9 protein-coding genes and 1 pseudogene are annotated in these 12800 nt (G+C 72.9%); 5 read left to right on the top strand and 5 right to left on the bottom strand.

The genetic code is table 11. From position 1 onward, the window contains the following. Positions 1–179, bottom strand: a pseudogene (locus AB0C69_RS25715) (xylulose kinase); the annotation flags it as partial. A gap of 92 nt (positions 180–271) precedes the next feature. Here AB0C69_RS25715 and AB0C69_RS25710 point away from each other — a divergent pair. Beyond that, entirely contained in the window at positions 272–1477 is a 1206-nt protein-coding gene (locus tag AB0C69_RS25710; RefSeq protein WP_345176276.1) for an ROK family transcriptional regulator, read from the top strand. Here the strand turns inward: AB0C69_RS25710 and AB0C69_RS25705 are convergent. From AB0C69_RS25705 to AB0C69_RS25695, 3 genes are read right to left on the bottom strand one after another with little or no spacing between them, the layout of a single operon-like run. Next, positions 1474–2997, bottom strand: a complete 1524-nt coding sequence (locus tag AB0C69_RS25705) for a glycoside hydrolase family 43 protein (RefSeq protein ID WP_360357695.1) — start codon at positions 2995–2997, stop codon at positions 1474–1476. The genes AB0C69_RS25710 and AB0C69_RS25705 overlap by 4 nt on opposite strands. Next, on the bottom strand, positions 2994–5315 hold the full coding sequence (locus AB0C69_RS25700; RefSeq protein WP_360357694.1) for a glycoside hydrolase family 3 N-terminal domain-containing protein: 2322 nt from the start codon (positions 5313–5315) through the stop codon (positions 2994–2996). Before AB0C69_RS25700 ends, AB0C69_RS25705 begins: the two co-directional genes overlap by 4 nt. Then, positions 5312–6373, bottom strand: coding sequence for a LacI family DNA-binding transcriptional regulator (locus tag AB0C69_RS25695; RefSeq protein ID WP_360357699.1), 1062 nt, complete (start codon positions 6371–6373; stop codon positions 5312–5314). Before AB0C69_RS25695 ends, AB0C69_RS25700 begins: the two co-directional genes overlap by 4 nt. A gap of 265 nt (positions 6374–6638) precedes the next feature. Here AB0C69_RS25695 and AB0C69_RS25690 point away from each other — a divergent pair, with 265 nt between their 5' ends. The 4 genes from AB0C69_RS25690 (at position 6639) to AB0C69_RS25675 (ending at position 10952) form a co-directional block, all read left to right on the top strand. Further along, entirely contained in the window at positions 6639–7937 is a 1299-nt protein-coding gene (locus AB0C69_RS25690) for an extracellular solute-binding protein (protein ID WP_360357693.1), read from the top strand. Further along, the gene (locus AB0C69_RS25685; RefSeq protein ID WP_360357691.1) at positions 7934–8938 is read left to right on the top strand and encodes a sugar ABC transporter permease; all 1005 of its coding nucleotides are present in this window, start codon (positions 7934–7936) and stop codon (positions 8936–8938) included. Before AB0C69_RS25690 ends, AB0C69_RS25685 begins: the two co-directional genes overlap by 4 nt. Then, positions 8935–9762, top strand: coding sequence for a carbohydrate ABC transporter permease (locus tag AB0C69_RS25680; RefSeq protein WP_360357690.1), 828 nt, complete (start codon positions 8935–8937; stop codon positions 9760–9762). Before AB0C69_RS25685 ends, AB0C69_RS25680 begins: the two co-directional genes overlap by 4 nt. Before the next feature lie 122 nt (positions 9763–9884). Next, positions 9885–10952, top strand: a complete 1068-nt coding sequence (locus AB0C69_RS25675; RefSeq protein ID WP_360357688.1) for a lytic polysaccharide monooxygenase — start codon at positions 9885–9887, stop codon at positions 10950–10952. A gap of 132 nt (positions 10953–11084) precedes the next feature. On the opposite strand, the gene AB0C69_RS25670 is transcribed toward AB0C69_RS25675, so the two are convergent. Next, on the bottom strand, positions 11085–12719 hold the full coding sequence (locus tag AB0C69_RS25670; RefSeq protein ID WP_360357698.1) for a glycoside hydrolase family 6 protein: 1635 nt from the start codon (positions 12717–12719) through the stop codon (positions 11085–11087). Positions 12720–12800: the final 81 nt, after the last annotated feature.

Genomic DNA, 12800 nt, shown 5'->3' with positions numbered 1-12800 from the left:
CGTTCGAGCAGTTCCCTGACCTGGCCCAGCGCGCGCCACCAGTGGTCGGGGTGGCATTCGGTCCCGTCCGGATGCGGGGCGGAGGCGGCCGCGACCACGGCGCCGTCCGCGGCGCGGCACAGCACGGCCTTCGTCGACTGCGTCGAGGAGTCGACGCCCGCGACCAGGCTCTCGGGCATCCGGGTCCCGCCTTTCGTAAAGAGCTTGGACTAAATAACCTAGCAGAGGGCCTCTGCCCTGCCTATACACCTGCTTCATTTAGGGTTCTTCCATGACGAAGTCCGCCAACGCCCCCGTCCGGCACGCGACGATGCGGGAGCGGAACCTCGCCGTCGTCCTGGAGCACGTGGCCCGCCACCAGCCCGTGACGCGGGCGCGCCTGGCCGAGCTCACCGGCTTCACCAAGACGACGGTGTCCAACCTCGTCTCCCTGCTGGAGGGCGCGGGCCTGGTGCGGGACGGCGCGCCGGTGCGCGAGGGGGAGCGCGGACGTCCCGGCGTGGGCGTGTCCGTCCACGGCGACGGCGCGGCCGGGCTCGGCCTGGAGGTCAACGTCGACTACCTCGCCGCCTGCGTCCTCGACCTCGCCAAGCAGGTCCGCTACCGGCACGTCGTCAGCTCCGACAACCGCGGGCGCGAGCCCGGCGCCGTGCTCGCCGCGCTGTCCGCGCTGGCGGGCGAGGCGGTCGCCGCGGCCGCCGGGCAGGGCCTGACCGTCGCCGGCGCCGCGGTCGCCCTGCCCGGCCTGCTCGACCGCGAGAACGGGGTGGTGCGGCACGCCCCGAACCTCGGCTGGACGGACGTCCCCGTCACCGGCGCCCCCGGCCTCGCCACGGCGCTGCCCGCCGAGTACGACAACGAGGCCAACCTCGCCGCCCTGGGCGAGCTGTGGTTCGGCGGCGGCGCCCGGTTCGGCGACTTCGTGCACGTCTCGGGCGAGATCGGGATCGGCGCCGGCATCGTCGTGGACGGGCGGGTCTTCCGCGGCGCGCACGGCTTCGCGGGCGAGCTCGGGCATCTGGTCGCCGACCCGTCCGGCCCCGCCTGCTCCTGCGGCGGGCGCGGCTGCCTGGAGCAGATCGCCGGGCAGGAGGCGATGCTGCGCGCGGCGGGCCTGCCGGTGACGCGGCCGGCCGCCGGGCCCGAGGGCTCGGTGGGCCGGCTGGTCGACCGGCTGAGCGGCGGCGACGCGGCGGCGCTCGACGCGGTGGCCCGGGCGGGCCGCGCGCTCGGCGGCGCGCTGGCCTCGGCCGTCAACCTGATCGACCCGGACACCATCGTGCTCGGCGGGGTGTTCTCCCCGCTGGCCGCCTGGATCCGGCCCCCGCTGGAGGGCGTCCTCGCGGAGGGGCCGGGCTCGCTGCGGCGCGGCGTGCCTCCGGTCGAGGTGTCCGGCCTGGCGGAGGGCGCCGCGGTCCTCGGCGCCGCGGGCCTCGTCGTGGAACGCGTGATCGCTGACCCCGCGCTGCTCCTCTAGAGCGGGCGGTACTCGAACCAGGCGAAGTCGGCGTGGCCGCCGCCCGTCCGGCCGTTGGACGTGGCGTAGAGGCCGATGTAGGCGCCGGTGAACCCGCCCGCGACCTGGCTGGTGAGGATGTCGCCGTCCACCGGGTCGCCGAGCGGCGTCCACTCGCCCGGCGCCGCGCCGTAGGACGCCTGGTACCAGCGCCCGTGTGCCTCGAAGCCCAGCCGGACGGGCCCCGGGACGGCAGGGCCCGTGGCGAGCACCGTCTCGACGCCCTGCTCGCGTTTGACCAGGCGCAGCCCTTCGCCCGTCGACACGAGCAGGACGTGGAAGTCGTTGTTCTGCACGAGGGCGAGCCCGGCCCACTCCTCGTCGGCCGGTGCGAAGTCGAGCGAGGTGAACGCGGCGAAGTCCGGGTGCTCCTGGCGCCGTCCGAGGAACGAGGGGTTGGCCACGTCCGCGAGGGTCTCCGGGCGGGCGCGCAGCCGCAGGTGCCCGGGGCGCTCCGTCAGGCTCCACCAGCGTTCGCGCGGCGTGCGCAGCATGTTCCAGGCCGGGTCCGGATCGGGCCCGTCGAAGTGGTCGCACGCCGGGGCGGCCGGCCACGGATGCGGCGGCAGCGACGGGACGGGGTGGCTCGGCTCGACCCGGCCGCCGGTCACCGGCCAGCCGTCCTCCCAGGTGACCGGCGCCAGGAACGTCTCCCGCCCGAGGACGCACCGGTCGAGGTGGTGGGGGCGCATCGCGAGCAGCACCATCCACCATTCGCCGTCGGGCGTGTCCACGAGGTCGGCGTGCCCGGCCCCGACGATCGGATGCCCGGCGCCGAGGTCGCGGTGCGTCAGCACCGGGTTGCGCGGATTCCCCTCGTAGGGGCCCGTGACGTCGTCGGCGCGGGCGACCATCACGGCGTGGTCGCGGGCGGTGCCGCCCTCGGCCGTGAGCAGCACGTACCGGCCGCCGATCTTGTAGAGGTGGGAGCCCTCGGACCAGATCGCCCCCTTCACCGCGCCGTCCCAGATCACGTGCTCCTCGCCGGTCAGGGCGAGGGCGGACGGGTCGAACTCGCGCAGCCAGATCTCGGTGTGGCCCTCGTAGCGTCCGGTCGGCCGGGTGCCGGTGCACCACGCGCGGCCGTCGTCGTCGAAGAACAGGGACGGGTCGATACCGTCGCCGTCCAGGCGGTGCGCGTCCGACCACGGCCCAGCGGGATCGGACGCCGTCATCACGAAGTGCCCGGACCAGTGTGTCCCGTCCACCAGCGTGCAGACCAGGTAGAAGGTGCCGTCGTGGTGCCGCAGCGTCGGCGCGTACAGGCCGCCCGACGCCGGGACGCCGTCCAGCGGCAGCTGGCCGGGCCGGTCGAGCGCGCGCCCGAGCCGGCGCCAGTGCACGAGATCGCGGCTGTGGAAGACCGGCAGTCCGGGGAACCACTCGAAGGTGGACGTCACGAGGTAGAAGTCGTCGCCCACGCGGCAGACCGTCGGGTCGGGATGGCAGCCTGGCAGGATCGGGTTGTCGAAAGCGGTCACAGCGGCGTCACCTCCACCGGGACGGTGAGGACCCGGTCCGGGCCGAGCTCGCGGACGGGCCCGTCGAGCGTGAACGCGCCGCGCAGCGGCAGGTCGGCGCTCGACCGTCCCACGCAGACCTCGACGACGCCGGGCTCGACGATGCGCCGCAGGTCCGGGCCGGTGAAGGAGGTCCGGTCGGCGTGCACCCGGAACGCGACCCGCGCGGCCTCGCCCGGCTCCAGCCGGACCCTGGCCCATCCGGCGAGCCAGCGGGCGGGCCGCACCACCGAGGCCACCGGGTCGGACAGGTACAGCTGCGCCACCTCCGTCCCGGCGCGCCCCCCGGTGTTCCGGACGACCGCGCTGACCGTCACCGTCCCGTCGGTCGCCGCCCGTGCGTCCATGCGCAGGTCCTCGTACTCGAACGAGGTCCAGGTCAGGCCGTGGCCGAACGGGTAGAGGGGGACGGGGTCGACCGCGCTCCAGTCGTGCCCGCCGTCCATCAGCGACCGCAGGTAGGTGACCGGCGGGCCGGACGCGCGCCGCGGCACGCTGATCGGCATCCGCCCCGACGGCTCGACGCGGCCCGACAAGATCCCCGCGACGGCCCCGCCGCCCTCCTCGCCGGGGAAGAACGCCTGCACGACGGCGGCGGCCCGGTCGGCGAGGGCCTCGATCGCATAGGGGCGCCCGGTCAGCATCACGATGACCGTGGGCGTGCCGGTGTCCAGGACGGCGGCGGCCAGCTCGGCCTGCCGCCCGGGCAGCGCGAGCGTCTCGGCGTCGCAGCCCTCGCCGGACGTGCCGCGGCCGAAGAGCCCCGCCCGGTCGCCGAGGGCGAGCACGCACACCTCGGCCTCGCGCGCCGCCGCGACCGCGGCCTCGATGTCGGCGTCCTCGGCGACGAACACGTCGTCCGAGCCCGCGACCCGCACGCCGGGCAGCTCGGCGCGCAGCGCGTCCGCCAGCGTCGGGATCCGCACGCCGAGCGGCATCTCCGGATGCCGGCGGCCGACGTGGCTCGGGAACGTGTAGCAGCCCAGCATCGCGAACGGGTCGTCCGCCAGCGGCCCCGCCAGCACCACCCCCTCGCCGGAGCACAGCGGAAGCACGCCGTCGTTCGCCAGCAGGACGACCGACTCCTCGGCCAGCCGCCGCGCCAGCGCCCTGTGCTCCGGAGGGTCGAAGTCGAGCTCCGCTCCCTCGTCCGGGACGGGCGCGCCGTCCAGCAGGCCGAGTTCGGCCTTCAGCGCCAGGACGCGGCCGGCGGCGCGGTCGAGCAGTTCCTCGGGAACGTCGCCCCGCCGGACCATCTCGATCAGCGGTGCGCCGTAGCAGCGGACGGTCGGCAGCTCCATGTCGATCCCGGCGCGCAGCGCCAGCGCGGCGGCCTCGCCCCGCGACCCGGCCACCCGGTGCCGGCTCTCCAGGAACGAGATGCCGAAGTAGTCGGCGACGACGACGCCCGCGAAACCGAGCCGCTCGCGCAGCAGGCCGGTCAGCAGGCGCTCGTCGGCCGCGGCGGGCATCCCGTCCACGTCGGTGTAGGAGTGCATGACCGAGCGGGCGCCGCCGTCGCGCAGCGCCATCACGAACGGCTCCAGCACGACGTCGGCGAACTCTCGCGGGCCGATCGGCGTCGGCGCCATGTTCCGGCCGGCGCGGGAGGCGGAGTAGCCGGCGAAGTGCTTGAGCGTGGTGACGATGCCGGATCGTTCCAAGGCCCTCACGTAGGCCGTGCCGAGGACCCCGACGAGGTACGGGTCCTCCCCGATGCACTCCTCGGTGCGGCCCCAGCGGGCGTCGCGGACGACGTCGAGCACCGGCGCGAGGCCCTGGTGGACGCCCGCCGCCCGCAGGCTCGCGCCGATCGCCGCGGCCATCTCGCCGACCAGGTCGGGGTCGAAGGTGGCGCCCCACGCGGGCGGGCTGGGGAACACGGTGGCGCCCCACGTCATGAAGCCGTTGAGGCACTCCTCGTGCGCGATCGCCGGGAGGCCGAACCGGTTGGCCGCGGCGACCCGGCCCTGCAGCTCGCGGAGCCGGGCGGCGCCCTCGGCGGCCGCGACCGGGAGGGTGCCGAACACGCGGGTGAGCTGGCCGAGACCGCGGTCCAGGATCTCCTCCAGGCGCGGGGCGGTCTCGTGGGAGTCGTCCTCCATCGGCGCCACCGGCTCGCCCGGCTCGGCCGGCATCGCCCAGAAGCCGGCGAGCTGCCCCGCCTTCTCCTCGGGGGTCATCCGGGCCAGCAGGCCGGCGACCCGCTCGGCGACCGGCAGCCCGGGATCCTGCCAGGGCCCGCGGATCGCGCTCGGGGCCGGGACGGCTTCGGTCATCGCTCCTCCGTGGGGGACGGCGGTGTGCGGGATGGCGGGGCGGAGGGCGGCGGCGCGGTGGAGGCGCGCACGCGCAGGTCGGTGGCCAGCTCCACGCGGGGGGTCAGCGGCGGCCGTCCGTCCAGCAGCTGGAGCAGGGTGCGGGCCGCGACGCGGCCCATCTCCTCCAGCGGCTGCCGGACGGTCGTCAGCGGCGGAGACAGCCACTCGCAGGTCGGCAGGTCGTCGAAGCCGACGACGCTCAGGTCCTCGGGGATGCGCAGCCCGGCGAGCCGGGCCGCCTGGTAGGCGCCCATGGCCTGCTCGTCGCTGCCCGCGAAGACCGCGGTGGGCGACTCGGGCAGCGCCAGCAGCTCGCGGGTGCGGGTGTACCCGCCCTGGTGGTGGAAGTCGCCGTACCGGACGAGCTCCCGGTCGACCTCGATCCCGGCGCGCTCCAGGGCCGTCCGGTAGCCGTCGACCCGGGCCTGCGTGCAGAGCATGTCGGCGGGCCCGCCGATCATCGCGATGCGGCGGTGGCCGAGCCCGATCAGGTGCTCGGTCGCGGCGAGCCCGCCGGCCCAGTTGGTGGCGCCGACGCTGGCGATCTCGGTGTCCGGCAGGTTCACCGGGTCGACCAGGACGAGCCCGACGCCGGCGCGCTCCAGCTGCTCGCGCTGGCGCCGCGTCATCCGGGACGTCACCAGGATCACCCCGTCGCTGTGGTGCAGCGCGGGCAGGTTCTGCCAGCTCGGCGGGCGGGCGTCGTCCTCGCGCACCAGCGAGACGACGACGCCGGTGCCGTGCTCGGCGCACTCGGCCTCCACCCCGCGCAGGATCTCCACCGCCCACGGGCTGTCCAGACCGGCCAGGACCAGGTCGATCAGCCCGGACCTGCGGGCGCGCCGGGACCCGCCGGGCCCCGGATAGTTGTGGGTGCGCAGCAGCGCCTCCACGCGCTCGCGGGTCGCGGCGGCCACGTCGGTGCGGCCGTTGAGGACCTTGGAGACCGTGGCGGGGGACACCCCCGCCTCGGAGGCGATCAGCGCCAGGGTCGGCCGGGACGGGGGGTCCGGCATCTCGTCGGTGGTGCGCACGGGCACGCTTCTCTCCTCCCCGAGGAAACGATTGCGAACAGTATCGCAATGTTTCGCGCTCTCCTAGCCCCCGTCCACGCCTTCTCGGACGTTCGATTTCGGTCACTCGCCGCAGAAGCCTTGACCGTGAGGGGGCCCTTTCTTAGAGTTCCACGGCAACGGCAAGCCCGAAGATTTTCGAAATGTTTCGAAGAGCGGTCCCGCCCCGCCGCTCCCGGCCGAGCCACCCCCGATCCAGGAGGCCATCATGGGCATCCCACCGCTGTCGCGCCGTTCCCTCCTCACCGCAGTCTCCGCGGGCGCCGTGCTGGCCGCCGCCGCGCCCCTGGTCGCCGCCTGCGGCGACGGCGGTTCCGGGTCGGGAGGGAAGGTGACCGTCGAGTGGATGGACATCGCGACCACCGAACCGTCCAAGTCGCTCTATCCGCAGATCGCCAAGGCCTACGAGGCGTCGCACCCGAACGTCAGGATCAAGCTCACCAACCTGGAGAACGAGGCCTACAAGTCGAAGATGACCGCGCTGGTCGCCTCGGGGAAGCTGCCGGACGTCTTCGTGACCTGGGGCGGCGGCGTGCTCAAGCAGCAGATCGACGCGGGGCTGGTGAAGGACCTCACCTCGGACGGGGCGAGCCTGCTCGGCACCATCACCCCGGTGTCGCAGAAGGCGTACCAGTTCGACGGCAAGACCTACGCCGTCCCGTACGACATGGGCATGGTCGGCTTCTGGTACAACAAGCGGCACTTCACCAAGGCCGGGATCAAGGGCACCCCCAAGACCTGGGCGGAGCTGCTGGACGCCGTCCGCAAGCTCAAGGGCGCCGGTGTCGCCCCCATCGCGCTGGCCGGGAAGGACAAGTGGCCCGGCCACTACTACTGGGCCTACCTCGCGATGCGCGTCGGCGGCATGACCGCGCTGGAGCAGGCCGCCAAGTCGAACGACTTCACCGGCCCGGCGTTCGTCCAGGCCGGGCAGCACCTCAAGGAACTGGTCGACCTCCAGCCCTTCCAGAGCGGCTTCCAGAACGCCGGCTATGACGCGCCGGGCGGCCAGGCCGCCACCATGGGCGCGGGGAAGGCCGGCATGGAGCTGATGGGGCAGTGGGCGCCCTCGGTGGAGAAGGACGCCTCCGGCAAGGGCATCGGCGACGACCTCGGCTGGTTCCCCTTCCCGACCGTCGACGGAGGCCAGGGAGCCGTCACCGACGTGTTCGGCGGCGGCAACGGCCACGCGCTCAGCAAGGACGCCCCCAAGGAGGCGCTGGACTTCCTGACGTTCCTGATGAACGGCGAGAACGAGCGCAAGCTCGTCTCCTCGGGCGCCTTCATGCCGGTCGTCAAGGGAGCCGAGAGCGCGCTGGACGACCCGAACCGCAAGCAGGTCGCGCAGGCGCTGGACGGCTCCAGCGGGTTCCAGCTCTACCTGGACCAGGCCTTCCCGCCCGCCGTCGGGCAGCAGGTCAACGACAGCGTCGCGGCCCTCGTCGGCGGCAAGGGGACCCCGGAAGAGGTCGCCCAGCAGGTGACCAAGGCGGCCAAGAGCCAATGACCCACACGATCCGGGGCTCCGCCACGACCGGCGACCGGCCGCGGCCCGCCGTGCGGGCCCCGCGGGGGCGGGCCCGCGGCGCGCCGGCGGGGCGGCGGCTGCGCGGCTGGATGTCCGCGACCTGGTTCCTCCTCCCGGCGCTGCTGCTGTTCCTCTTCTTCGTGCTGATCCCGATCTTCGTCGCGTTCTACACGAGCTTCTTCACCTGGGGCGGCTTCGGCCGGCCGGAGGACTTCGCCGGCCTGGACAACTACCGGAAGCTGGCCGGCGACCCCGTCTTCCGCGGCGACCTGTGGCGCGGCCTGGTCATGGTCATCCTGTCGATCGCCGTCCAGCTGCCGATCGCGCTCGGCACGGCCGTCCTGCTCAACCAGCGGATGCGCGGCCGCGCGGTCTACCGGGCGGTCTTCTTCGCGCCCTACATCCTGTCCGAGGTGATCGCCGGAGTGCTGTTCGGCATCATCTTCCTGCCGGGCACCGGGCTCGCCGACACGCTCGTCGGGGACCTGCCCCTCGTCGGCGGCCTCGCCAGCCGGTGGTTCTCCGACCCGGGCACCGCGCTGCCCACCCTGTTCGCCGTCATGACCTGGAAGTACTTCGGCTTCCACATGATGATCTACCTCGCCGGGCTGCAGGGCGTCCCCGCCGAGGTGCTGGAGGCGGCCTCGATCGACGGGGCCGGGCCGTGGCGGCGGTTCCGCGGCGTCACGCTGCCGCTGCTCGCGCCGACGCTGCGGATCAGCGTGTTCCTGTCCGTCATCGGCTCGATCCAGTTGTTCGACCTCGTGTGGGTCATCACGACCGGCGGGCCGACGCATTCCACGGAGACGATGGCCGTCACCATGTTCCAGTTCGGGTTCAAGCGGTACCAGATGGGCTACGCGAGCGCGATCAGCGTGGCCATGTTCCTCATCAGCATGGTCTTCTCCCTGCTCTACCAGCGCTACGCGCTGCGCCGCGACCTGCAGGGCGCCGTCACCTCCGCGGGAGGCCGCCCATGAGGGCGGCCCTCGCGCGGAGCGCGTCCCGGCACACCCTGGTGTGGGTGCTCGGCTCCTTCATCGTCGTGCCGCTGCTGTACGCGGTCGTCTCCGGCTTCAAGACCACGGGCGACCTCACCACGGATCCGGTCGGGCTGCCCTCGCCCTGGAAGACGTCGAACTACACCGGCATCCTGTCGTCCGGCGACTTCTGGCGGCAGCTCGGCAACAGCGTGATGATCGCCGTCGCCACCACGCTGCTCACGGTCGCGGCGGCGGCGCTCGCGGCGTTCGCGTTCGCCCGCTACGCCTTCCGGGGCCGCGAGTTCTTCTTCACGCTGTTCGCGGCCGGCCTGATGTTCCCGCCGGCGGTGGCGGTGCTGCCGCTGTTCGTCCTGCTGCGCTCGTTCGGGCTGCTGGACAACCCGCTCGGCGTCATCCTGCCGCAGGCCGCGTTCGCGCTGCCCATCACGATCATCATCCTGCGCTCGTTCTTCCGGACGATCCCGGCGGAGCTGGAGGAGGCGGCGATCATGGACGGCTGCACCCGGTTCGGGTTCTTCTGGCGCATCCTGCTGCCGATGGCGAGGCCCGCCCTCGGCACCGTGTCGGTCCTGGCCATCGTGACGAGCTGGAACAACTTCTTCCTCCCGCTGCTGGTGCTGGCCGATCCGAAATGGCAGACGATCCCCGTGGGCATCCAGCAGTTCCAGGGGCAGTATTCGACGAACTACGCGCTCGTCATCGCCTACATCGTGCTGGCGATGGCGCCCGCCATCGCCTTCTACGCGGTGGCCGAGCGCCAGCTGATCGGAGGGCTCACCGCGGGCGCGACGAAGGGCTGAGCCCTGCCTCCGCGCCCGCGCCTCCGGCGGCCGATGAAAGCCTGAAAGGCCCGTTCACGAGCCCTGCGAGGCGGAGTTAGCGTCCGCTGGACAGCACTCTCTGGCCCGGTGACGGGAGGAACATGGGCAAGCGAAGACGAAGGGCACTGGCCGCGGGGGCGGTGCTCGGCCCCGCGATGATCGCCGGCGCGCTGCTGACGGCCGCGCCGGCGTCCGCGCACGGCGCGATGATGGTGCCCGGCAGCCGCACCTACCTGTGCTGGAAGGACGGCCTGAGCCCGACCGGGCAGATCGTCCCGCACAACCCGGCCTGCGCGGCGGCGGTCGCGCAGAGCGGCCCCAACTCGCTCTACAACTGGTTCGCCGTCCTGCGCTCGGACGGGGCGGGCCGCACCCGCGGCTTCATCCCCGACGGGAAGCTGTGCAGCGGCGGCGCGGTCGTCTACGACTTCGGCGGCTACGACCTCGCCCGCGACGACTGGCCGGTCACGCACCTGACCTCCGGCGCCGACATCGAGTTCCGGTACAACAAGTGGGCGGCCCATCCCGGAACGTTCCGCACCTACGTCACGAAGGACAGCTGGAGCCCGACCAGGCCCCTCAGCTGGGACGACCTGGAGGACCAGCCGTTCTACAGCGTCACCGACCCGCCGAGCGTCGGCTCGCCCGGCAGCGAGGACGCCTACTACCACTGGAACGCGAAGCTGCCGTCCGGCAAGAGCGGCCGCCACCTCTTGTACACCGTGTGGCAGCGCTCGGACAGCAACGAGACGTTCTACGGCTGCTCCGACGTGGTCTTCGACGGAGGCAACGGCGAGGTGACGGGCGTCGGCGAGGACGGCGGCGGCCCGACCGACCCGCCGACCGACCCGCCCGGCGACCCGGGCAAGGTCTGCAAGGCCGGGTACCGCTCCGTCGGCAGCTGGAACGGCGGCTACCAGGGCGAGATCACCGTCACCAACACCGGCACGCTCCCGCTGGGCGGCTGGATGGCCCACTTCACCTTCGCCAACGGCGAGACCGTCGACAGCCTCTGGAACGGCGGCTTCACGCAGTCCGGTCCAGACGTCACGGTCAAGAACGCGAACTACAACGGCGCGCTCGCCGTGGGGGCGTCGACCACGTTCGGGTTCACGGTGAAGGCCCCGGGCTCGCCGACCGCGCTCGAACCGCACTGCATGACTTCCTGAGGCCCGGGCAGAACGCGGCCCGCGGCGTCCGACCGGGGACGCCGCGGGCCGTTCCCTTTCGGGGCCCGCCTCCAGGACGGGAAGAGGCCCCGTGACCGGAGCGGGTCACGGGGCCGTTTCCGTGGTGGCCGGTTACCGGACGGGCGGGTTGGCGTTCTTGAGCAGCTCCTGGAACTGGGCGGAGAACCAGTGCCCGGACAGCGGGGCGTCCGCCAGCGCGCCGCTCATGTTGTTGTTGTTGCGCGGGTTGCCGGTGTACGTGGGGTCGCACATCCGGTCGAAGCCCTTGCCCTCGTCGTTCGGGATCTCCTTGCTGGCGCCGTCCGACTCACCCGGGGGCTTCATCCACACGTAGGCGTCGATGCCCGCGGCGGGGGCCGCCTTGGGCCGCTCGCCGAGGCCCGCGCCCGCCTGGTTGCACCAGTTGCCGAGGTGGATGCGCCGGTCGGTCCGGCTGCCGTCCACGTAGGCGTCCACGCTGGTCTTCGGGCCGGGACCGGTCGGGCGGTTCGCGCCGCCCCAGCCGTTGCGGCTCGTGTCGATGAGCATGCCGATGCCCGAGTCGAACCCGTCCTTGACGAGTTCCTGCCGGAACGCCTGCGCGTAGGAGAGCTCGTCGACATACCGGTTCCAGTCGACCCACTTGGACTGCCGGACGGACGTGCCGTTCACGGTGTCGTTGATGGTGAAGTAGGGCTCCTGCAGGGCCCCGTAGTTGGCGGTGTTGGTGATGAACCCGGCGACGTTGTTCTTGGAGCCGGACGACTGCGCGACGGTCGCGAGCAGCTGCGCGGTCGGACCGAAGTTGTCGTCCCAGCCGATCCAGCCGTGGTGGCCCACGTCGAGGTAGTTGTAGACGTTGGAGATGGCGCCGAGCTTCTGCAGCGCGTAGGCGATGCCCTTCTCGTAGTTGCCGTTGGCCTTCATCGTGTCGCAGGCGGGGGTGGCCGTCGGCCGGCCTCCGGCGTTGGTGATGAGGTTCGGCAGCGAGTCGATCTCCACGACCGTGACGATCCGCAGGCCCGCGTACTTCGCGTCGCCGAGGATCTGCGCGATCGGGTCGATGAACTGCGTCTTGTACTTGTCGAGGTCGTTCGGCCCGAGTTCGCCGTTGGAGGCCAGCGCGGAGCAGTCACGCCCGGGCAGGTCGTAGACGACGAGCTGGACCACACCGGCGCCCTGGTCGAGGGCCTTGTCGAGGTGGGCGCGCAGGCCCATGGAGCCGTTCGCCCCCTGGATCGCGGCGATCCTGTCCAGCCACACGCCGGTCGGCTGGCCGGAGACCGCGCTGCCGCCCGGCTCAGCCGCGGCCTTGGCCGACCACTCGGGGTTCACGTACGCCTTCACCCCGGCGTAGGGGTTGTCGACGCGGTTGCCCGGAGGCGGATCGGTGGGCGGATCGGTGGGCGGGTCGGTCGGTCCCGCCGACCCTGTGCAGACGGTCCCGTTCAGCTTGAACTGGGCGGGCGCCTGGTTGGCGCCGGAGTAGGTGCCCTGGAAGCCGGGGTTGGCCGTCGCGTTGGTCGCCAGCGTCTGGGCCCAGCTCGGGCTCTTCACGGTGACGTGCTTGCCGGACTGGGCGAACGTCCCGTTCCAGCCAGAGGTCACCTGCTGGTTGCCGGCGAAGTCCCACTCCAGCGTCCAGCCGCCGCTGATCGGGTCGCCGAGGTTGGTGACCGTCACGGAGGCGGTGAAGCCCGTGCCCCAGTCGTTCGTCGTGTAGTCGACCTTGCAGCCGGCGGCCGCGCTGGCCTGGGCCTGGGCCAGCTGCCTACACGGGGCCCTTCAACCGGCGGACGAACGCCCCCGTCCTGTTCGTGGGCAACTACTACGACCCGGCCACGAACT

The organism is Actinomadura sp. NPDC048032 (genome assembly GCF_040653175.1).
GTDB classification, from domain to species: Bacteria; Actinomycetota; Actinomycetes; order Streptosporangiales; family Streptosporangiaceae; genus Spirillospora; species Spirillospora verrucosospora.
This window is presented reverse-complemented; position numbering and strand designations above follow the sequence as displayed.